The sequence below is a fragment of the Nocardioides sp. URHA0032 genome, assembly GCF_000620645.1.
In the GTDB taxonomy this organism is placed as follows: Bacteria; Actinomycetota; Actinomycetes; order Propionibacteriales; family Nocardioidaceae; genus Nocardioides.
The window spans coordinates 140049-161392 of the sequence record NZ_JIAV01000014.1; the positions used below are offsets into that span (position 1 = coordinate 140049).

A 21344-nucleotide genomic window follows, 5' to 3' on the forward strand; every position below is an offset into this window, starting at 1 on the left:
GTCACCTTCCGGCCTCGTCCACGGGGTCCTCGACGAACCGCACCTGCAGTTCCCCCTGCTCCACCCGGGCCCCGGCGATGCGGAAGCGCGCCAGCCCGGACGGGAGCGTCAGCAGCCGACGATACGATCCCACGGTCACGACCAGATCGTCGCCATTGCGCGCCAGGTCCACGTCGGCGCGTGAGACGAGCGGCAGCGCGAGGCGGAGCACCGCGCCGGCCTCGGTACGCCGGATCCGGAACGGTCCACGGCCCGTCCCGGTCGCCAGCGGGTCGGCGCCGGCGTACAGGTCGCGCGCCATCGTCACCACGGACTCGACCCCGACCGGCTCGCTCGCGCGGTACTCCGAACGCCAGATCGGCAGCCCTGCGAACGACTCGCCGACCCGCTCCAGCACCTCGTCCTGCGCGACCACCCAGCCGGCCCGCCAGTCGTCGGCGCCGTCGGCGGGGAACACGCGGTTCGCGACCACGCCGTCGACGCGGTAGCCGAAGAGCGAGAGCGTCGTGTACGAGCGTCGGGCCTCGGCGAGCACGACGTTCTCCGGGGTGAGCACGAGCCGGACGCTCGAGTCCGGTCCGCTGAGCAGCTGGCGGACCTCCTCGAGCTCGGCGTGCAGCCGCTCCACGGCGTCGAAGACGGTGTCGCCGGGCATCGGGACACCGGCGGCGCGGTTCAGGACGGGCCGCAGCGCCTTGACCACCCGCCGCTCGACCGGGAGCACGCGGTGCATGTACCAGCCGAGCGCCTCGGGGAGCGCCAGCAGCCGCAGCGTCTCGGCGGTCGGCGCGCAGTCGACGACGATCACCTCCCAGTCGCCCGACAGCGCCTGGTGGCGCAGCTCGAGCAGCGCCAGCACCTCCTCGGCGCCCGGGATGACCGTGAGCTCCTCGGCCGCGACCGGGTCGACGCCCGCGGCGTCGAGCACGGACAGGAGGTACCGCTGGATGTCGGCCCAGGACTGCTCGAACCGCAGCTGCGCGTCGACCTGCTGCACGAACAGCTGCTCCGCCACCTCGGTCGGCTCTGCCCCGATGGCACCGGTCGGGCAACCGAAGGCGTCGGCCAGCGAGTGCGCCGCGTCGGTGGACAGCACCAGCGTGCGGCGACCCTCGGCAGCCGCCAGAGCCGCGGTCCCGGCAGCGACGGTGGACTTCCCGACCCCGCCCTTGCCGGTGAAGAGAAGGATCCTCAGAGCGACTCCACGCGCTTCTTCAGGCCCTTGAGCGCGGTGTCGATCAGGATCTTCTCGCCCTTGCGCTTGAGCATGCCGATCAGCGGGATCGAGACGTCGAGGGAGAGCCGGTAGGTCACCTCGGTGGAGCCGTTGCCCAGGTCGCGGAGCACGTAGGCACCGTCGAGCGCACGCAGCATCTTGCCCTCGACCAGCGTCCAGGTGACCTCGTCGTACCCGTCCCACTCGTAGGCCAGCGTGTACTCGTCCTTGATCGGGCTGACGTCCAGCGCGAAGAACACCTGCTCGGCCCAGCCGTCGGGTCCGTCCTTGACGACCTCGGCCCTGGTCACACCCTTCGCCCACTGGGGGTACGCCGGGAAGTCGCCGATCACGCCCATGATGTCCGCCGGGTCGGCGTCGATGACGATCGACGAGGTGGTCTGCTCGGCCATCGGGTCCCCTTGCTCCACGGGCTGGTGTGACTCGGGCAGCGAGCGTACCGGATGGACCGGGGCCCCTCGCCACGCGGTAACGTCGGCTCGTGCGTGAGTTCTCGACCCCGATGACGACCGGTGTCCCGGCCACCGGCAACCTCACCGACGACGTCGTGAACAACGCCCGCGACGCCGGCGACCGGGTGCAGTTCAGCCGTCCCGGTGCCGACGGTTGGGAGGACGTCACCGCGGCCGGCTTCCTCGCCGAGGTCAGCGCCGTGGCGAAGGGCCTCATCGCGGCCGGCATCGAGGTGGGCGACCGCGTCGCCCTGGTCTCCAAGACCCGCTACGAGTGGACACTCCTCGACTACGCGATCTGGTTCGCGGGCGCGGTCACCGTTCCCGTCTACGAGACCTCGTCCGCCGAGCAGATCGCCTGGATCCTCCAGGACTCCGGAGCCCGGGCCGTGGTCGCCGAGGGTCCGGACCACCTCGCCCGGATCCGGGAGGTGCGCGGCGGCCTCGACGAGCTCAACCACGTCTGGTCGATCTCCGACAACGCCATCGGCACGCTCACCAGCCTGGGCGACGACATCTCGGACGAGGAGCTGGAGAAGCGGCGTACGTCGGCGACGCCCCTCGACCTCGCCACCCTGATCTACACCTCGGGCACCACCGGGCGGCCCAAGGGCTGCATGCTCACCCACGGCAACTTCATGTTCGAGCTCGCGGTGGCCCTCGAGGAGCTGCCCGAGCTGTTCGACACCGACGACGCCTCGACGCTGCTGTTCCTCCCGCTGGCCCACGTGTTCGCGCGGATCATCCAGGTCGGCTGCATCAAGTCCCGCACCCGGCTGGGTCACAGCGCCGACATCAAGAACCTGCTGCCGGACCTCCAGGCGTTCCGGCCGACGTTCATCCTCGCCGTGCCGCGGGTGTTCGAGAAGGTCTTCAACACCGCCTCGCAGCGGGCCACCGCGGACGGCCGCGGCAAGATCTTCGACCAGGCCGCACAGACCGCCATCGACTACTCACGCGGGCTCGACCGCGGCCGGCCCTCGGTCGCGACCCGCGCGAAGCACGTGGTGTTCAAGAGGCTGGTCTACGGAAAGCTCCTCGACGCGCTGGGCGGCCGGTGCGTCTACGCCGTGTCCGGCGGCGCTCCGCTGGGCGACAAGCTCGGCCACTTCTACCGCGGCATCGGCCTGACCGTCCTCGAGGGCTACGGCCTGACCGAGACCACGGCGGCCCTGACCGCGAACCTCCCGGCCGCGATCAAGGTCGGCTCGGTCGGACGGCCCCTGCCCGGCACCGCCGTCCGGGCGGCCGACGACGGCGAGCTGCTCTTCCAGGGCGGCCAGGTGTTCGCTGGCTACTGGCACAACGAGCAGGCGACGATCGAGGCGTTCGAGCGGGACGGCTGGTTCCACACCGGCGACCTCGGCGAGGTCGACGACGAGGGCTTCGTCCGGATCACCGGCCGCAAGAAGGAGATCATCGTGACGGCCGGCGGCAAGAACGTCGCGCCCTCGGTGCTGGAGGACCGGGTCCGGCTGCACTTCCTCGTGGACCAGTGCATGGTCGTCGGCGACGGGCAGCCCTTCATCGGCGCCCTGGTGACCATCGACCGCGAGTCCCTCCCTATGTGGGCCGAGCAGCACGGCAAGACCGGCACCGTCGCCGACCTCGTCGACGACCCCGACCTGCGGGCCGCGGTGCAGGAGGCCGTGGACGACGCCAACAAGGCCGTGTCGAAGGCCGAGGCCATCCGCAAGTTCGCCGTCCTCGCCGACGAGTGGACCGAGGAGAACGGCCAGCTCACGCCGAGCCTCAAGCTCAAGCGCAACGTCGTGATGCGCGAGTTCAAGGACGACGTTGCCGCCTTGTACCAGTGAATCCGGGTCCATTACCCAGGAGTAGCGGGTTTCCAAACCTTCGTCCCGCAGTGGTCTGCTCCGCCGATTCACACGCGTCAAGAACGGCTCTACAGTCCGGCTGAGGAACCGGACTGTCGGGGGTGAGAGTCCGGTTGTCCGCCGTCGTCAGATGGGAGGGCATCCGGGGATGGACCGACGACGACTGCTGATCCTGGGCGCGGCCGTGGTGGCCGTGCTGGGGGTGGCACTGGTACTGACGTACGCCCGCAGCGCCGACGCGCGCGCCGAGGACCGCTTCGGCGGGGTCGACGTGCTCGTCGCGACCCAGCAGCTCGCACCCGGCGAGACCATCGAGGCGGCCGAGGCGGCCGGCAAGATCGGCACCGCCAAGGTCGCGCGCGGCGACGTCCTCGACGGCGCCGGCGCCACGGCGGACGCGTTGAAGGGCGAGGTCGCGCTGGTGCCGATCTACCCCGGCGAGCAGCTGATCGCCGCGAAGTTCGGGTCCTCCGCCGAGGCTGCCGCGACGCTGCCGATCCCGCCGGGGAAGATGGCCGTCTCGGTCAACCTCACCGACGCGGCGCGGGTCTCCGGGTTCCTCGAGCCGGGCTCGGAGGTGTCGGTGTTCCTCAACGGCACCGACCCGCAGACCGGCCAGACGTTCACCCGGCTGCTGCTGCCCCGGGTGACCGTGCTCGGCGTCGGCTCGACGGCACCCGTGACCACGACGACCACCGGCGACGACGGCGCCCCGACGACCGAGGAGCTGCCTCGCACGCTGCTCACCGTCGCCGTCGACCAGAAGGACGCCCAGAAGGTGCTCTACGCGTCCTCGAACGGCGAGCTGGCGTTCGCCCTCATCAACGGGGACAGCAAGGTCAAGGGCGGCGGCGGCGGCGTGACCTCGACGAATCTCTTCAAGTGAGGCTGAGCTGATGCCCGTCGTCGTCGATCCCGACCCGACCGCCGTCGCCGAGCTGCTGACGGCGATGCCCGACTCCGCGCACGGCGTCGACTCCACCGAGCGGCTGGCCGCCTGGCTCGCCGAGCACACCGAGGAGTACCTGGTGCTGCTCGGTCCGCACCTCGACCTGGACGACGCGCTCGCGGTCTGCGAGGGCCTGCGCACGGGCCGGCCGACGGTCAGCGTCGTGCTCGCGCGGGACGCGATCGACGCGGGGGTGCTCGGCCGGGCCATGAAGGCCGGCGCCCGCGACGTCGTACCGGACCACGACCTCGATGCCGTCGCGGCCGCCGCGAACCGCGCCCACCAGCTGTACGTCGCCCTGCGCGGGCCGTCCGGCGCGACCCAGCACGGGAAGGTGGTCACCGTCTTCTCGCCCAAGGGCGGCGTCGGCAAGACCACGATGGCGGTCAACCTCGCACTGGCGCTCGCCGACCGGGGCGCCCGACGGGTGTGCCTGGTCGACCTCGACCTCGCGTTCGGCGACGTGGCGATCACGCTGCAGCTGTTCCCGTCGCACACGATCGAGCACGCGATCGGCTCCGAGGACGCCCTGGACGCCGCACTGGTCGGCACCCTGCTGACCCGGCACCAGGACGCGCTCATGGTGCTCGCCGCCCCGAGCCAGCCCGACGTCCGCGAGCGGGTGACGCCCGCGCTGGTGAGCCGGGTGCTCGCGCTGCTGCGGGAGTCGTTCGACTACGTCGTGATCGACACCGCCCCGGCGTTCGACGAGCCGACGCTCGCCGCGCTCGACGAGACCGACGAGTGCGTGGTGATCGCCACCCTCGACGTACCGACGCTGAAGAACGTGCGGGTCGCGCTCGAGACGCTGGAGATGCTCGGGATCGCCCGCGGCCACCGGCACCTGCTGCTCAACCGCGCGGACGACGCGGTCGGGATCGGGCCGGACAAGGTCGAGGCGATCCTCGGGCTGTCCGTCGCGACCCAGGTCGCCACGTCCATCGACATCGCGGCGTCCACCAACGCCGGCACCCCGATCGTCGTCGGCAAGCCGGACCACCCCTCCAGCACCGCGATCCGCGGCCTGGCGACGCGGCTGACCGGGGACCCGGCCGAGCCGGCCGCCGAGCAGCTGGCGCCGGCCGGCCGCCGCTTCCGGATCCGGAGGTGACCCGATGAGCCTCGCCGACCGCCTCGCCGCTGCCCGTGAGGATGCCGGACCCGAGCCCGCCGAGCCGACGCCGCTCACCGAGCGGATGTCGCAGCTGGGCAAGCAGGACCCGCTCGAGGAGATCAAGGGCACGGTGCACGCCGAGCTCCTCCAGGAGCTGGGACCGCAGCTGTACGACGCCGAGATGGACCAGGACGAGCTCGCCGGCAGGGTCCGCGCCGTGCTGGCCGACGTCCTCGGCGCCCAGGAGAAGCCGCTCAGCCACTCCGACCGAGCTCGCGTGACCCAGGAGATCACCGACGACATCCTCGGCTACGGCCCGATCGAGCCGTTCCTGCGCGATCCCACCGTCTCCGAGGTGATGGTCAACGGCCCGCACCAGGTCTGGCTGGAGCGGAACGGCCGGCTGGAGCCGACCGCGGCGCGGTTCGTCGACGAGTCGCATCTGCGCAGGACGATCGACAAGATCGTGTCGCGGATCGGCCGGCGCGTCGACGAGTCGAGCCCGATGGTCGATGCCCGACTGCCGGACGGCAGCCGGGTGAACGCCGTGGTGCCGCCGCTCGCGGTCGACGGCTCGGCCCTGACGATCCGGAAGTTCGCCGCCGACCCGCTCGGCGCCGACGACCTGGTGGCGAACGGCACCCTCACTCCCGGGGCTCACGACTTCCTCTCGGCGTGTGTCCGCGGGCGCCTCAACATCATCGTCTCCGGCAGCACCGGCGCCGGGAAGACCACCACGCTGAACGTGCTGTCGTCGTTCATCCCCGAGGACGAGCGGATCGTCACCATCGAGGACGCCGCCGAGCTGCAGCTCAAGCAGGAGCACGTCGTCCGGCTGGAGTCGCGGCCGCCGAACATCGAGGGGCGCGGCGCGATCGACACCCGCGACCTGGTGCGCAACGCGCTGCGCATGCGCCCCGACCGGATCGTCGTCGGCGAGGTCCGGGACGCGTCCGCCCTGGACATGCTCCAGGCCATGAACACCGGCCACGACGGCTCGATCTGCACCGTCCACTCGAACGGGCCGCGCGACACGCTGTCCCGGATCGAGACCATGGTGCTGATGGCCGGCATGGACCTGCCGATGCGGGCGATCCGTGAGCAGATGGCCTCCGCGATCGACGTGATCGTGCACCAGACCCGCTTCAAGGACGGCTCGCGACGGGTCACGCACGTCACCGAGGTCGAGCGGATGGAGGGCGACGTCGTCACCCTCCAGGACGTGTTCGTGCTCGACCGCGCGGGGGGCACGCTGGTGCCCAGCGGGCTGCGGCCCAAGGTGCTCGAGAAGCTCGCGTACGCCGATGTGGAGGTCGACCCTGCCCTGTTCGCCGTGCCTCCGACCCCGCCCGCGAGGCGCCGGTGAGCTGGCAGCTGGTCGTCGGCGCCGCGGCCCTGGGCCTCGGCGTCCTCGCCGTGCTCGTGCTCCTCGTGCCGGCATCGGGCCCACGGGTGATGTCGGCCGAGGAGCGGGTGACGACGTACGCAGGGCCGGGCGCCGACATCGCGGCCGCGGCGGCCGCCCACCGCCCCGGCGCGGTCGCCCAGGCGACCGGCGCGGCCGCCCACGTGCTGGGCAGCAACCGCGGCCTCGAGCAGCGGATCCACCACCGGCTCGAGGGGGCGGGCAGCCGGCTCACCTCGGCCGAGTGGCTGCTCCTGCACACCGCGATCTTCGTGCTCGCCGGCCTCGCCGGGCTGCTGCTCGGCGGCGGGAACGTGCCCCTCTTCCTGCTGGTCGGCGCTCTCGGCGCGCTCGGACCCTGGCTCTACCTCGGGATCCGGCACGGGCGGCGCCGCAAGGCCTTCGCGGCGGCGGTCCCGGACACGCTGCAGCTGATGTCGGGCTCGCTGGCGGCCGGTCTGTCGCTGGCCCAGGCCGCGGAGACGGTGACCCGCGAGGGCTCCGAGCCGGTCTCGGGTGAGTTCCGCCGCGCGTTGGTCGAGACCCGCCTCGGCGTACCCCTCGAGGACGCGCTGGAGGGCGTGGCGCAGCGCTTCGACAGCGACGACCTGCACTGGGCGGTGATGGCGATCCGGATCCAGCGGGAGGTCGGCGGCAACCTGGCCGAGCTGCTCGACACGGTGGCCGCCACGATGCGCGAGCGGGAGTACGTCCGGCGCCAGGTCAGCGCGCTCTCCGCGGAGGGCCGCCTGTCGGCGTGGGTGCTCGGCTGCCTGCCGGTGCTGTTCCTGCTGTACATGCTGCTGGCGAACCGCGCGTACATCATGCCGCTGTTCACCGATCCGCGCGGACTGGTGCTGCTCGGATTCGGCGGCATGCTGCTGGCCGTCGGCGTCTTCTGGATGAGCCGCATGGTGAAGGTGGAGGTCTGACGTGATCCTCCTGCTGGGTGCGCTCCTCGTCGCGGTCGCGATCGGGCTGCTGTCGGTCGCGCTGCGCGAGGAGCCCGACCAGCGGGGCGTGGCCCGGTCGCTGGCGCTCGTCGAGGCCTCCTCGACGGCGCCTCAGCGGCTGCTCGAGGATGCGCGTCCGCCGTTCCGCGAACGGGTCCTCGACCCCGCCCTGGACTGGTTCCGCGGGCTCGGCCGGCGCCTGGCCGGCGCGGACGCACCCGAGCGGATCCGTCGCCGCCTGGACCTGGCCGGCAACCCGCCCGGGTGGAACGTGGACCGCGTCCTGACCTGGACCGTGCTCGGCGCGCTCGCGGGAGCCGGCGGCGCGGGCGTGCTCGGGCTGCTGCTCGGCGCCTCGGTGCCGGTGCTGCTCGTGCTCGTCGCGGGGGGTGCCGTGCTCGGGTTCTACTCCCCCGGACTGCTCCTGTACCAGCGCGCGTACGACCGCTCCGAGCAGGTGCGCCGCGCGCTCCCCGACGCCATCGACCTGCTCACGATCAGCGTCGAGGCCGGGCTCGGGTTCGACGCGGCCGTCCAGCAGGTCGCGCACAACACCGAGGGACCGCTCGCCGACGAGCTCTCGCGGGTGATCCGCGAGATGCAGCTCGGCCAGGGCCGGGCCGCGGCACTGCGCGGCCTCGCCGCCCGCTCGAACGTCCCCGAGCTGCGCGCCTTCGTCGGCGCCATGGTGCAGGCGGACTCGCTCGGCATCCCGATCGCGCAGGTGCTGCGCGTCCAGTCTGCCGAGATCCGCGTGAAGCGCCGTCAGCTGGCCGAGGAGCGCGCCCAGAAGGTGCCGGTGAAGATGACCATCCCGCTGATCTTCTGCATCCTGCCCTGCCTGTTCGTCGTCGTCCTCGGGCCGGCGGCACTGAGCATCATGGACTCGTTCGGATGAACCGGCTCGTCAGGATCACCCGCCTCGCGGCCATCGTCGTGCTGCTCGCCCCCGCGCTGTGGACCCGCGACCTCACGGCAGTGGTCGCACTGCTCGCCATCGGGGGCCTGTGGTTCGTCGCCGAGCTGGTCGACCTGCCCGGCGGGTGGGCCTCGATCGCGATCGAGTCGCTTGCGCTCGGAGCGCTCTGCGGCGCCACGCTGCCGACGACCACCGCGGTCCTCGCCACGCTGGTGGTCCCACCCTTCACCGCGGGCGTACGCCGGGGGTCGCGCGGCTCCGGGTTCTCGCTCGCCGTGGAGCTGGCCGCTGCCGTGGTCGCCGCCCTGCTCGTCGGCGACCGGATGTCCGGCACCGAGGTCCGCGCGCTCACGACCTGGGCGTTCGCGGCGGTCGGGTTCGCGATGATCGCGGCCTTCCTGCACTCGGCCCTGCGTCGCGACCCGGATCCTCTGACGCCGTACCACGACGCCCGGGAGCTGATCCGCCAGCTGATCAGGGTGTCGGACGGACTCAGCTCCGGACTCGACCCGACCACGCTGGCCACGACCCTGCTCGACGCCGTCCGCGACGAGCTGCCGACGACCGCGCTCGTCCTGTACGTGCCCCGCGGGCCGGACCTGACCCCTCTGGTGTCCACTGCCCAGGCGCCTGCCGTCACCGAGGTCGCGCTCAACTGCTGGACGGGCAGGGAGCCGGTGCTCGACGGACCTGCGTTCGCGTTCCCGCTGACTGCTGACGACAGCGTGGTCGCGGTCGTTGCCGGCCGGTTCTCCGAGCGCGTCGACCCCACCGGCATCGGGCTGGCGGACCGCGTGCGCGAGCTCGGCAGGCGGCTCGGCCCCAGCGCGGTCCGGCTCGACACCGCGCTGTTGTTCGCCGAGCTGCGCGACCGGGCCGCCGCGACCGAGCGGCGCCGGCTGGCCCGCGAGATGCACGACGGACTGGCCCAGGACATCGCCTCCCTCGGCTACCTCACCGACGCGCTGGCGGCGACCCCGAGCTCGCCCGAGCAGGCGGCCCGGATCGATGCGCTCCGGAGGAGCATCACCGCGGTCGTGGCGGAGGTGCGCAGCTCGGTGGTCACCCTGCGCACCGGGGTCGGCGAGGCGGCCAGCCTGGGCGCCGCACTCGGCACGGTGGCGCGGAACCTGACCGAGTCGTTCGGCGTCCCCGTGCACGTCACGCTGGACGAGCGGGAGACCCGGCTCCGTCCGGAGATCGAGGCGGAGCTGTTCCGGATCGCCCAGCAGGCGATGAGCAACGCGGTGCGCCACGCGGGCGCCACGGCCATCCACGTGCACTGCCGGGTGCGGCCACCGGGGGCGGTCATCACCGTGGCCGACGACGGCCGCGGGCTTCAGCCCGCGCGCCCGGACTCCCAGGGCCTCGACATCATGCGCGAGCGCGCCACCCTCATCGGCGCCCGCCTGGACATCGCGGAGCGACACCCTCACGGCACCACCGTGACCGTCCGTCTGGGAACCCGTGCCACGCCGGCAGCCACCCGGGAGGAGGCGGTCACCGCATGACGACGTCCGTGCTGCTGGTCGACGACCACGAGCTGATCCGCAACGGCCTGGCCGCCGTGCTCGACCTCGAGCCGGATCTCGACGTCCTCGGGACCGCCGGCACCGTCGCGGAGGCCCTCGCGGCGTACGAGGACCTCCGTCCGGGCGTCGTGATCACCGATCTCCAGCTGCCCGACGGCACCGGGCTCGACATCGTGCGCGCGGTGCGGCGCACCGACCAGGCCACCGGCCTGGTGGTGCTCACCCTGCACTCGGGGGACGACCAGATCTTCGCGGCCATGGAGGCCGGCGCGTCCGGGTTCGTCGGCAAGGACGCCCCGGCGGCCGAGGTCGTCCGCACGGCCCGGCACGCCGCGGTGGCGCCGCGCTCGTTCGTCTGCAGCGGGCTGTCCGAGGTCGTGCTGCGCCGGGCCGGGTCCGGCTCGACCCGGCTCTCCGAGCGCGAGCACGAGGTGCTGCTGCTGCTCGCCGACGGCGTCGGGACGGCCGGCATCGCCGAGCGGCTGTTCATGAGCGAGTCGACGGCGAAGTCGCACATCGGGCACATCTACCAGAAGCTCGGCGTCTCGAACCGTGCCCAGGCCCTGGTGACCGCGATGCGGGTCGGCCTGCTCTCGTCGGTCGGCCCGCTCGACGCCTGACCCCGGCGGCTCGACCCCGGCGGCAGCTGCCACCGGGATGGCCCGCGCGTGCCCCGCGACCGATGGCCGATCGACGCGCTGACCTAGTCATAAATGACTAGATGAACCAGGGCGATCGTCCGGTTCGGGTCACCCGTCTGCGGGGAATGTTGTGGTTCCGAGGGGTGAGGGCCCCGCCGGGCACTCGCAAGAACAAGTGGGAGGGAAACCACATGCTCCAGTACATCCGCAACCTGATGAACGGCCACCGGGAGAGGGACGAGCGCGGCGCGTCCGCCGTCGAGTACGGCCTTCTGGTCGGCGGCATCGCCGCCGTCATCGTCGTTCTCGTGTTCGCACTCGGGAGCCAGATCAAGGACAAGTTCTCGGACACCTGCGACGCCGTGAAGACCGGGGGCGGCGCCGCAGCGAGCTGCACGACCACCACGCCCGGTGGTAGCTGACAGAGATCCCCCGACGTCGAAGGCCGCGGACCGCGAGGTCCGCGGCCTTCGGCGCGTCTCAGGGCTGGTGGGCCCCGTCTTGCGCCGGCTGCAGGTCGAGCTGCCGGGCGATCGCGATCCGGGTCAGGCCCAGCGGGTGCGAGCCGAACCAGAGCTGCGCCCAGGCGGGTGGGGTCGGATCGGCGAGGGAGCGCACCATCAGCTGCCGCTGCACCGCCTGGAAGGCGCCGGGGTCCCGGGTCACCTCGAGCGCATCGACGTCCGCGCGGGTCTCGATGTGCCGGCTGATGCCGTTCTGGACCGGCATGGAGAGCAGCGTCCCGACCGCGATCAGCGCGAGCACGAGCGGCACGACCTCCGGGTCTCGCATCCGCACGCCACGACGCTCCCCCACTGCCCCGACCACCAGCGCGAGCAGCCCGACCCCGAGGACGGCGCCGGCGGCGCCGAGCAGCGAACCGGTCAACACGTCGTCGTGCTTGGCGTGCGCGAGCTCGTGCGCGACGACCGAGAGGGTCTGGTCCTCCGGCACGTCGTCGACCAGGTTGTCGTAGAGCACCACGCGGCGGGTGTCGCCGAAGCCGGACACGTAGGCGTTGAGCGTCGTCGTACGCCGGGACGCGTCGGCCACCAGCACGTCGTCGATCGGCACGCCCTCCTGGTCGGCGAGCGCGAACACCTTCGTGCGCAGGTCGCCGTCGGGCAGCGACGTGAAGTTGTTGAAGAGCGGCTCGACCACCACCGGGTAGCCGAAGGACGCGACCATCACGAAGACGCCGAGGGCGCCACCCGCGACGGCCGGCCAGGCCCGCGGCCAGCGTCGCGCGCACCCGACGAGCACGACCAGCAGCACCGACGTGACGACCGCCGAGACGCCGAACGAGAGGGCGACGTCGCGCGCGAAGCCCGACCAGGCCTGGGTGCTGAGCCCGTAGTCGAGGACGTGCCGGCGGGCCAGCACGGCGAGCGGCAGGGTCGCCAGCCGGCCGATCAGCGCGACCACCAGGACCGCGAGCACCACCCGCACCCACCACCAGCCGGGCAGCCTCGCCACGATCCGGCGGCCCCAGCTGCTGAAGCCGAGCACGCATGCCACGACGAGCGAGACCGCGAGCGAGGACCACCCCCAGGTGCGGGCCAGCGCGGAGAAGTCCTCGGCGCGCCGGACCTGCTCCGACGTCAGGACCGAGCTCGCCGCCACCGGCGGCGGCGTCCCGCCCGGGACCGGGTGCCACGGCACGAGCACCGCTGCGATCACCACGAACGCGATGCCCCCGACCGCGGTCACGACCCACGCCACGCGGCGGTCTGCGCTGCTCACCCGGCCAAGTGTTGCAGGAGCGTCCGCCACTGCTCCGTGAAGGCCGGCACGCCGAAGCCGAACGTCGACCGCATCGCGCGGCCGACCGGGGCACCACCGTCCACCTCCCGGTAGAACCGCACCAGTGCGGGCTCCCCGCCGTCCCGGGCGAGCAGCCGGTTGGCGAGCCAGGCGCTCTCGTACGTCGCACCGAGGTCCGGCGTGCGGGTGCCGAAGTCGTCCTCGGACGGGAGCGACCGCGGCGCGCCGTCCTTGCGCACCTCGGCGATGATCTGCGACGCCGACCGCGGCACCGGCAGGTCGACGTCACGGAGCGCGACGTAGTCGGCGAAGCCCTCCAGGATCCACAGGGGCATCGGGCTGGTGAACGCACCCGTCGCGACGTGCGTCGCCTCGTGGCTCATCACCACCTGCGCACCGGTCGGCTTCAGGCCGCCGAAGACGTCGGGGTTCACGAACACGTGCACCGGTGCGTTCGCGGTGAGCTGCCCGTCGTCGGACGTCGTGACCGCGGCGATCTGGTCGTAGCTGCCCGGGTCGGCGTCCAGGACCCCGTCCAGCGCCTTCTCGGACGCCGGCACCTCGACCACCAGCCCGCGCCGCCAGTCCGGGAGCACGCGTCGTACGACGGGCACGGCGGTGGCCGCCCGCAGCGCGTACTGCCGCGCCTCGGCCGGCGTCCCGTCGACCAGCACCAGCGTCCTCGGCGTACGCCGGACCTGGAGCGGACCCGACAGCCACAACGGCGACACCCGGTCGCCGCCGCCGAACCCGGTCAGCGCGACCCGGTCGCCGTCGTCCTGGAGAGCCACCAGCACCTCCGCGTGCGCCGGCGCCCGGTCGAACCCGGCGAACCGCCAGGTCGCGTCCACGGCGGCGTGCCAGCCACCGTCGGCGTACGCACCCTCGGCGTCGACGTAGCGCAGCGTGAAGTCCTCCACCCGCGCGGCGCGGGCGTTGGCGACGATGCCGGCCAGGCGGTCGGCGGCCGCGTCGTCGCCCGTCGGCGCGAGCGCGCGTGCGGCGTCCTCGTCACCGGTGCGGACGGCGCGCTCGAAGGCGCGCAGCACCTCGCTCGCGAGTGCCGGCGACGGGCTCGACCGGGTGGCGGCCGGCTGCGTCGGGACGACGTACGGACCGTCGTCGACGACGACCACCCAGGAGACGACGCCGACGGCGACGAGCAGGCACAGCGAAAGACCGGCCACCCACCAGAGGGGACGACCGGTCTTCACGCGAAGGAGTATCTCAGCCGGGGCGGACCGCTCCGACGTACGGCATGGCGTGCAGGCCGGTGACCCGGATGCCGGAGCCGGGGTTCTCGGCGTTCACGATCAGGCCGTTGCCGATGTACATGCCGACGTGGCTGATCGGGCTGTAGTAGAAGACCAGGTCGCCCGGCTGGAGGTCGCTCTCGGCGATGTGCGGGCCGGAGGAGTACTGCGCGCTCGACGAGTGCGGCAGGGCCACACCGGCCTGGGCCCAGGCCATCATCGTGAGGCCGGAGCAGTCGAACGCGTTCGGGCCGGCGGCGCCGTAGACGTAGGCCTTGCCGACCTGAGCCATCGCGTACGCCACGGCGGCCGAGGCCCGCCCCGAGACAGGGATGTCGGAGGGCGTGCGGACCGTGCCGCGGGAGAGGATCTCCTGGCGCTGCTCGGCCTGCAGCTGCCCGAGGAGGGTCTTGGCCTCGGCGAGCTTCTTGTCGGCGGTCGCCTTCTCGGCGCCGAGGTCCTTCTGGAGCTCCGCGACCTGCGCGGCCCGCTTGGCGGTCGCGTCGCTGCGGATGTCGAGCGACTTGAGCTCGGTGGCGTAGTCGTCGAAGAGCTGGTCCTGCATGTCGTTGTACGACGACATGGTGCTCAGCTGCGAGAGGAACTTCTGCGGGTCGTCGGAGAGGACGACCTGGCCCATGGCGGAGAGGCTCTGGCCCTCGTACTGCCGGATGACGGAGTCCTGGACCTGCCGGCGGACCTTCTCCAGCCGGTTGCCCTGGCGACCCTGGTCGGCCTTGAGGAGGCCGAGGTCGCGCTTGAGCGAGGTCAGCTCGAGCTTCGCGTCGTTGTAGCGCTCGGAGGCCTGCTCGGCCTCGTGGTAGAGCCGGTCCACCCGGGCCTGGACGTCGCCGATGTCCGGCTCCGCGCTCGCCGGCGTGGAGGGCATGAAACCCACCACTGCGACGAGGGCACTTCCGGACACCAGGGTGATCAGTCGCTTCCGGGCGTTCAGCACGAGCCGGCGCTCTCCTTGTTACGTCGTACGCCTACCGGGTGAGCTGACGGATTCGGGCACGACATTTGCCCTACCTCCGCATCGCGGAGGATTCACCCCAGTGGTGGTCGTCCGAGCACGGCCACCGGTTGGTTCCCCGGCTCCCGGGCCGGCGAACCGGTCCGAGACTCAGCGCGGTGGCCGCGAGGATCCGAGTGATCCACGGTCCGGCCACCTGAGTGCCACACGTTAACGGGGGTCTCGCAGGACGACCAAACTTTCAACGTAAAAGGTGGGCGTGTTTCGCCGCGAGATGGGCAGGGGGTGTCACACAGGTCACACCAGTCACACCAGTCACAGGGGCGGCCGGCTCATGCGGACTCCACGTGGGGCGTGTCGACCGGCTGGACCAGGCGCAGCGGTGGCACCAGCCCGCCCGCGGCCAGGACGTCGAGCGCGCGGGCGCCGTCGTCGTCGAGACTGAGCTCGGGTGGCGGCCCGAGCAGGACGGTCACCACGCAGTCGTGGCAGTGGAGACCCCGCACCGTGCAGGAGTCGCAGTCGATTCTCGTCATGCCGGGAACGGTCGCAGGCACCACCGACAGTCGGACCGGCCGCCCGGGGCACCGGCGTGTCGCCGCTACCGCGTGACCAGGTCCAGGAGCGCGTCGGGCGGTACGACGCGGGCGCCGTCGCGGGCCACGTCGCGGGCGACCGCCTGGTCGGCGGTGACCACCACGACCACCCGGCCCTCGGGCTCGGCCGCGACCAGGTCGCGGATCACGTCGTCGGCGATCACGCCGCGCGGACTGAACAGCACCCGGACGCCGCGCGGCGCGTTCACCGGCGGTCGGTGGTCGGTCTCGGCGGCGTCGAACACGACGGTGGTCTCGGCACCGGTGCGAGCCACCAGGGGGGCGAGCGAGCCCATCAGGCGGACCCGCTGGGCCTCCAGCGACGAGCTGGGCCACGCGGCCTTGCTCACGTTGTAGCCGTCGACGACCAGGCGGGCGCGCGGCATCGCGAGGTACTGCTCGAGCGACGCCTGGCTCGGCACCCGCTGGCCCGCCTCGGCCACGTCGGCCTCGACCCGGTCCGAGGGCGCGCCGCTCACCTGCGGCAGCGCGAGCTCGCGGCGCAGTCCGGTCGCCGCGTCGATCACGGTCTCCAGCAGGATCCGGGCGCGCAGCGTCGCCTCGTCGCGCTCGGCCCGCGCGTCGCGGCGTCCCTCCCGGGCGTCCTCCTCGAGCCGCTCGACCTGCGCGCGCAGCCGCTTGTTCTCCCGCTCCAGCGCCGTGGTGCGCTCCCCCGCGGCCCGTCCGGCGGCGGCGGCCTCCTCGGCCGACGCCCGCGCCTCCTTCTCGGTGACCCGGCTCTCGCCGAGCCTGCGGCGGAGCGCGGTGTTGTCGGCTTTGACCTCGTCGAGCTGCGCCTTGTGCGCAGCACGCAGCTCGCGGGCCGACTGCTCCGCCTCGGCCAGCCGGCTCCGCAGCCGCTCCAGCTCCCGCTCGGTCCGGTCACCGGCCGGGGCCGGCCGCTCGGCGACACGGCGCAGCGCGTCCTCGAAGCCGTCCTCCCAGTGCTCGGGCCGGGTCAGCCAGCGCAGCGCCGCGTCGGCCGCGGGATCGGCCGGGTCCGGCGCCGGTCGCGCGGCGACCTGGGTGCCCACCCGCTCGCGCAGCTCGTCGTCCCCGAGCGCGTCGGCGATCGCGGTCGCCCCCAGCCGGGCCCGGCGCGCGGGGGCGAAGCCGGCCACCCGGCGTACCGCCGGCGGGAGCTTGGGTACGTCGGGGAGCACGTCGGCCGTCAGCGCGACGATCCGGGCGCGGACCGGCTCGGGCAGCTCGGCCAGGGCGGGACCGCGTCGGTCGGTCATGGCGCGGGCTGGTGGCGGGGCACGAGCTCGATCGCGTCGGAGCGCCCGCACCAGCGGCAGGTGACCTGGTCGACCGACTCGCCGTGCACGTCGGTCTCCTCGACCCGGTGCTCCCCCGCGAGGTCGAAGTGCCAGAACTCCGTGGTCCGCTGGGTCCGCGTCACGTCGAACCGGGTGAGGTTGCCGCAGCCGGCGCAGCGCCAGCGCTGGTCGTCAGGGATCGCGGGGCTCATCGCCGGCTCCTCTCTCGTGGTGGCCCCGAGCGTAGTCAATGCCCGGGTCCGCGCGTCGTCCCCGCGAATGTCGGTGGCCGGATCTAGCGTCGAAGCCATGAGCAGCGGCGTCCAGCGTGCGACCTCCCGGTGGGAGTCGCAACGGAGTTTCGACGAGCTGGGGCGTCCGCTGCGGGACATCACGTTCTGCGTCGTCGACCTCGAGACGACCGGCGGGTCGGCCGAGGGCGGCGCGATGATCACCGAGATCGGGGCGGTCAAGGTCCGCGGCGGCGAGGTGCTGGGCGAGTTCCAGACCCTCGTCAACCCCCGCACCGAGATCCCGGCGTTCATCGCGGTCCTGACCGGCATCACCAACACCATGGTCTCCGATGCTCCGCCGATCGAGTCGGCGCTGCCGGCGTTCCTGGAGTTCGCGGTCGGGACCGTGCTCGTGGCCCACAACGCGCCGTTCGACGTCGGCTTCCTCAAGCACTTCGCCGAGCAGCAGGGCCGGCCGTGGCCGCGGTTCGAGGTCCTCGACACCGCCCGGCTCGCGCGCCGGGTCGTCACCCGCGACGACGCCCCGAACTGCAAGCTCTCGTCGCTGGCCAAGGCGTTCGGCTCACCCGTCACGCCCAACCACCGCGCGCTCGAGGACGCCCGCGCCACCGTGCACGTGCTGCACGGGATGATGGAGCGCCTCGGCGGGCTCGGCGTGCACACGCTCGAGGAGCTCCAGACGTTCTCCTCGCGGGTCACCGCCGCCCAGCGCCGCAAGCGGCACCTGGCCGAGGGGCTGCCGCACGCTCCTGGTGTCTACCTGTTCCGCGACGAGCGCGCCCGGGTCCTGTACGTCGGCACCTCGCGCGACCTGCGCACCCGGGTCCGCTCCTACTTCACCGCCTCGGAGACCCGGTCCCGGATGGGCGAGATGGTCAACATCGCCAGCCGCGTCGACGGCATCGAGTGCGCGACCGCCCTCGAGGCCGAGGTGCGCGAGCTGCGGCTGATCGCGGAGCACAAGCCGCGCTACAACCGGCGCTCGCGGTTCCCCGAGAAGGTGCACTTCATCAAGCTCACCCGGGAGCCCTGGCCACGGCTGTCGCTGGTGCGCCGGGTGCTCGACGACGACGCCGACTACCTCGGCCCGTTCGCGTCGAAGAAGACCGCCGAGAAGTGCCTGGCCGCGCTGCACGACACCTTCCCGGTCCGGCAGTGCTCCGACCGGCTGCCGCGCGACCCGTCGCGGGCCCCTTGCGTGCTCGCCGAGATGGGCCGTTGCCTGTCGCCGTGTGACGGCAGCGTCGACGACACGACGTACGCCGCGGTCGTCCGCCAGCTGCGCGACTCCCTGCTCCGCCGCCCCGACGAGGTGGTCGACGCGATCAACCACCGGATGGCCGCCCTTGCTGCCGACGAGCGGTTCGAGGAGGCCGGCATCCACCGCGACCGGCTCTCCGCCTTCGTCCGGGCGGCCGCCCGGACCCAGCGCCTGACCGCCCTCACCCGCTGCCCCGAGGTGGTGGCCGCTCGGCGCGAGGACGACGGGAGGTGGGCGGTCCACGTGGTCCGCTACGGCCGGCTCGCCGCCGCCGGCGTGATCCCGGCGGGCGCGGACGCGCCCTCCTACGTCACCACGCTCCGGCTCTCCGCGGAGACCGTCTCCCCCGCGCCCGGGCCGACGCCAGCGGCGACGGCCGAGGAGACCGAGAAGGTGCTGCGCTGGCTCGAGTCCCCCGGCATCCGCCTGGTCGACGTCGACGGCGAGTGGACCTGCCCGGTCGCGGGCGCCACCCGCCACCTCGCCGTCCACGACGCGGTCAACCAGTCCCGGCTGTCCCTGGTGCCGTTCGCGGAGCGCCGCGGCCTCACGACGGTGCACCAGCCGGCGCGCTGACGGGCTAGGGTCCGTCCTGTGATCACCGCCATCGTCTTCGTCAAGGCAGACGTCGCCCGGATCCCCGAGGTGGCCGAGCAGATCGCCGCCCTCGACGGCGTCAGCGAGGTCTACTCCGTGACGGGGCAGATCGACCTGATCGCGCTGGTCCGGGTCCGCGCGCACGAGGACGTCGCCAGCGTCGTCGCCGACAAGCTGAACAAGGTGCCCGGCGTCAACGCCACCGAGACCCACATCGCGTTCCGCACCTACTCGCGCCACGACCTCGAGTCGGCGTTCTCCCTCGGCCTGGACTAGCCCATGGACTGGCTCGACATCGTCGGGTGGGCCGGCAGCGCGCTGCTGGTCTTCTCGCTCCTCCAGGCGCGCGTGCTGCGCTTCCGGGTGCTGAACACGATCGCCTGCTGCGTGCTGGTGTTCTTCAACGCGTTGATCGGCGTCTGGCCGATGGTCGCGATGAACATCGTGCTCGCCGCGATCAACCTCTGGTTCATCGCGCAGCTGCAGCGGCAGCGCCACGACGAGGCGGCGTTCGATGTGCTGCGGGTGGGCACCGGCGACGACTACCTGCGGCACGTGCTCACCATGCACGGCGAGGACATCCGCCAGCACCAGCCCGACTTCACCGCGCCGCAGCCCGACGAGGGCGCCTTCATCGTGATGAAGGGTGACGAGACCGTCGGCGTGGTGGTCGTGCACCGCGACGGCGACGTGGCCCGGGTGGTGCTCGACTACGTGACGCCGAAGTACCGCGACTTCACCCCGGGCGAGTTCGTCTGGCGGCGCAGCGGCCTGCTCAACGGGCTCGGCTTCACCCGGGTGGAGACCTCACCGACGATGGTCGGCGCCTACTACGACAAGGTCGGCTTCCGCAGCAGCGGCTCGGCGTACGTGCTCGACCTCTGACGGCGACCGGCTAGGCCGAGGTCGCGGCGACCCAGCGGTCCAGCGTCGCCCGGGCCGCGCCGGAGTCGACCGCCTCGCGGGCCCGCTCGAGCCCGGCCGCCAGCGCCTCGTCCGGGTCGGCGCCCGGCGCCTCGTGGACGGCGAGGGCGGCCCCGGCGTTGAGCAGCACGGCGTCGCGCACCGGTCCCTGTTCACCGTCGACCAGCCGGCGTACGACCTCGGCGTTGTGGGCCGCGTCGCCGCCCCGGAGCCCCTCGGCGGTGCCGCGCGGGATGCCGTGCGCGGCCGCGTCGACCGTCGTCTCGCTGACCTCGCCGGCGTGCACGCGCCACAGCCGGGAGGTCGTCGTGGTGGTCAGCTCGTCCAGTCCGTCGTCGCCCCGGAACACCCAGGCGTCGACGCCGCGGCGGGCGAAGACGCCGGCCATCACCGGCGCGACCCGAGCGTCGGCGCAGCCGATCGCCTGGGCGGCCGGCCGGGTCGGGTTGGTCAGCGGCCCGAGCAGGTTGAACGACGTGGCGATGCCCAGCTCACGGCGGGGCACCGCGGCGTGCCGCATCGCCGGGTGGAACGCGGCCGAGAAGCAGAAGGTGATGCCGGCCTCCTCGGCCACCTCGGCGACCCGGTCCACGGGCAGGTCCAGCCGGATGCCGAGCTGCTCGAGCACGTCGGCGGACCCGGACTGCGACGAGGCCGACCGGTTGCCGTGCTTGGCGACCTTGGCGCCCGCCCCGGCCGCGACGATCGCGGCCATCGTGGAGATGTTCACCGACATCGACCGGTCGCCACCGGTGCCGACGACGTCGAGGAGCCGGCCGGGCACCTCGATCGGGTTGGCGCGGGCCAGCATCGCGGCGGCCAGCCCGGTGACCTCCTCGGAGGTCTCGCCCTTGGCGCGCAGCGCGACCGCGAAGCCGGCGATCTGCGACGGCGTCGCCTCGCCGGCGAGGATCTCGCCCATCGCCCACGCGGCCTGCGCCGCGCTGAGGTCCGAGCCGCCGACCAGCGCCGTGAGGACCTCGGGCCAGCTGCTCACGTGCTGGCGGGGACGCGTGACTTCAGCAGCGAGACGACCGTGTCGGCGAGCTGGATCGGGTCCAGCGGGTGCGGTACGGCGGCCTCGGCGCGGGACCAGGTCGCCAACCAGGCGTCCTGCGGCCGGCCGGTCAGCACCACCACCGGCGGGCACTGGTAGATCTCGTCCTTGAGCTGCTTGGCGATGCCCATCCCGCCCGCCGGGACCGCCTCGCCGTCCAGGATGGCGAGGTCGATGGTGCCGGCGTCCATGTTCGAGATCACGACCGGCTCGGTCGCGACCTCGACGTACTGGAGCTCGGGCAGGTCGGGGTGCGGGCGGCGGCCCAGGGCCAGGATGACCTGCTGGCGGGTGTTCACGTCGTCGCTGTAGACGAGCACCCGCAGGGGCTCGCGCCGGGAGGTCGAGTCGCTCACGGCC

General features: G+C 72.9%; 22 protein-coding genes and 1 riboswitch. Of the genes, 12 read left to right on the plus strand and 10 right to left on the minus strand.

The annotated features are described in order from the left end of the window. Position 1: 1 nt before the first annotated feature. Positions 2-1195 carry an ArsA family ATPase gene (locus N538_RS0102645; protein ID WP_028635997.1) on the minus strand — a complete coding sequence of 398 codons (1194 nt, stop codon included), beginning with the start codon at positions 1193-1195 and terminating at the stop codon, positions 2-4. After that, positions 1192-1629, minus strand: coding sequence for an SRPBCC family protein (locus N538_RS0102650; RefSeq protein ID WP_028635998.1), 438 nt, complete (start codon positions 1627-1629; stop codon positions 1192-1194). Before N538_RS0102650 ends, N538_RS0102645 begins: the two co-directional genes overlap by 4 nt. A gap of 89 nt (positions 1630-1718) precedes the next feature. Between N538_RS0102650 and N538_RS0102655 the strand changes: the two genes are divergently transcribed. From N538_RS0102655 to N538_RS0102695, 9 genes are all read left to right on the plus strand, one after another. Further along, entirely contained in the window at positions 1719-3506 is a 1788-nt protein-coding gene (locus N538_RS0102655) for an AMP-dependent synthetase/ligase (protein ID WP_028635999.1), read from the plus strand. A 169-nt stretch (positions 3507-3675) separates the two neighbouring features. Further along, a complete protein-coding gene (gene cpaB, locus N538_RS27145; RefSeq protein ID WP_028636000.1) occupies positions 3676-4413 on the plus strand; it encodes a Flp pilus assembly protein CpaB in 738 nt (245 codons plus the stop codon). Between the two features lie 10 nt (positions 4414-4423). Beyond that, positions 4424-5587: an AAA family ATPase gene (locus N538_RS23585; RefSeq protein ID WP_051548655.1), complete on the plus strand. Its 1164-nt coding sequence runs from the start codon at positions 4424-4426 to the stop codon at positions 5585-5587. Between the two features lie 4 nt (positions 5588-5591). Beyond that, positions 5592-6956 carry a CpaF family protein gene (locus N538_RS0102670; protein ID WP_028636001.1) on the plus strand — a complete coding sequence of 455 codons (1365 nt, stop codon included), beginning with the start codon at positions 5592-5594 and terminating at the stop codon, positions 6954-6956. Further along, a complete protein-coding gene (locus N538_RS0102675; protein WP_036569246.1) occupies positions 6953-7927 on the plus strand; it encodes a type II secretion system F family protein in 975 nt (324 codons plus the stop codon). The genes N538_RS0102670 and N538_RS0102675 overlap by 4 nt, the downstream gene beginning before the upstream one ends. Before the next feature lies 1 nt (position 7928). Continuing rightward, on the plus strand, positions 7929-8846 hold the full coding sequence (locus tag N538_RS0102680; RefSeq protein WP_051548657.1) for a type II secretion system F family protein: 918 nt from the start codon (positions 7929-7931) through the stop codon (positions 8844-8846). Next, a complete protein-coding gene (locus tag N538_RS0102685) occupies positions 8843-10378 on the plus strand; it encodes a sensor histidine kinase (RefSeq protein ID WP_028636004.1) in 1536 nt (511 codons plus the stop codon). Before N538_RS0102680 ends, N538_RS0102685 begins: the two co-directional genes overlap by 4 nt. Next, positions 10375-11019, plus strand: coding sequence for a response regulator transcription factor (locus tag N538_RS0102690; RefSeq protein ID WP_028636005.1), 645 nt, complete (start codon positions 10375-10377; stop codon positions 11017-11019). Before N538_RS0102685 ends, N538_RS0102690 begins: the two co-directional genes overlap by 4 nt. Before the next feature lie 212 nt (positions 11020-11231). Beyond that, positions 11232-11462 carry a Flp family type IVb pilin gene (locus N538_RS0102695; protein WP_028636006.1) on the plus strand — a complete coding sequence of 77 codons (231 nt, stop codon included), beginning with the start codon at positions 11232-11234 and terminating at the stop codon, positions 11460-11462. 58 nt (positions 11463-11520) lie between these two features. On the opposite strand, the gene N538_RS0102700 is transcribed toward N538_RS0102695, so the two are convergent. The 6 genes from N538_RS0102700 to N538_RS0102725 form a co-directional block, all read right to left on the minus strand. Beyond that, the gene (locus tag N538_RS0102700) at positions 11521-12783 is read right to left on the minus strand and encodes a M48 family metallopeptidase (protein WP_028636007.1); all 1263 of its coding nucleotides are present in this window, start codon (positions 12781-12783) and stop codon (positions 11521-11523) included. Further along, positions 12780-14018, minus strand: a complete 1239-nt coding sequence (locus tag N538_RS27150; protein ID WP_051548660.1) for a hypothetical protein — start codon at positions 14016-14018, stop codon at positions 12780-12782. The genes N538_RS0102700 and N538_RS27150 overlap by 4 nt, the downstream gene beginning before the upstream one ends. A 13-nt stretch (positions 14019-14031) precedes the next feature. Next, positions 14032-14946 (minus strand): C40 family peptidase, encoded by a 915-nt coding sequence (locus N538_RS0102710; protein WP_231496119.1) that lies wholly within the window; start codon positions 14944-14946, stop codon positions 14032-14034. Between the two features lie 81 nt (positions 14947-15027). Continuing rightward, positions 15028-15199: riboswitch (cyclic di-AMP (ydaO/yuaA leader) on the minus strand. Positions 15200-15365: 166 nt separating this feature from the next. Next, entirely contained in the window at positions 15366-15569 is a 204-nt protein-coding gene (locus tag N538_RS0102715; protein ID WP_036569248.1) for a hypothetical protein, read from the minus strand. Positions 15570-15634: 65 nt separating this feature from the next. Continuing rightward, positions 15635-16870, minus strand: a complete 1236-nt coding sequence (locus N538_RS0102720) for an NYN domain-containing protein (RefSeq protein ID WP_028636010.1) — start codon at positions 16868-16870, stop codon at positions 15635-15637. Then, positions 16867-17103 (minus strand): hypothetical protein, encoded by a 237-nt coding sequence (locus N538_RS0102725; protein WP_028636011.1) that lies wholly within the window; start codon positions 17101-17103, stop codon positions 16867-16869. Before N538_RS0102725 ends, N538_RS0102720 begins: the two co-directional genes overlap by 4 nt. A 97-nt stretch (positions 17104-17200) precedes the next feature. On the opposite strand from N538_RS0102725, the gene N538_RS23595 reads away from it, so the two are divergent. From N538_RS23595 to N538_RS0102740, 3 genes are read left to right on the plus strand one after another with little or no spacing between them, the layout of a single operon-like run. Continuing rightward, positions 17201-18982, plus strand: a complete 1782-nt coding sequence (locus N538_RS23595; RefSeq protein WP_036569249.1) for a DEDD exonuclease domain-containing protein — start codon at positions 17201-17203, stop codon at positions 18980-18982. An 18-nt stretch (positions 18983-19000) separates the two neighbouring features. Continuing rightward, positions 19001-19279 carry an Lrp/AsnC family transcriptional regulator gene (locus tag N538_RS0102735; RefSeq protein WP_028636012.1) on the plus strand — a complete coding sequence of 93 codons (279 nt, stop codon included), beginning with the start codon at positions 19001-19003 and terminating at the stop codon, positions 19277-19279. Between the two features lie 3 nt (positions 19280-19282). Continuing rightward, positions 19283-19888, plus strand: a complete 606-nt coding sequence (locus N538_RS0102740) for a hypothetical protein (protein WP_028636013.1) — start codon at positions 19283-19285, stop codon at positions 19886-19888. A 10-nt stretch (positions 19889-19898) separates the two neighbouring features. Here the strand turns inward: N538_RS0102740 and trpD are convergent, their stop codons facing one another. Both trpD and N538_RS0102750 read right to left on the minus strand, forming a co-directional pair. Next, positions 19899-20924: an anthranilate phosphoribosyltransferase gene (gene trpD / locus N538_RS0102745; RefSeq protein WP_028636014.1), complete on the minus strand. Its 1026-nt coding sequence runs from the start codon at positions 20922-20924 to the stop codon at positions 19899-19901. Next, entirely contained in the window at positions 20921-21340 is a 420-nt protein-coding gene (locus N538_RS0102750; RefSeq protein ID WP_028636015.1) for an Rv3143 family two-component system response regulator, read from the minus strand. Before N538_RS0102750 ends, trpD begins: the two co-directional genes overlap by 4 nt. Positions 21341-21344 lie beyond the last annotated feature (4 nt).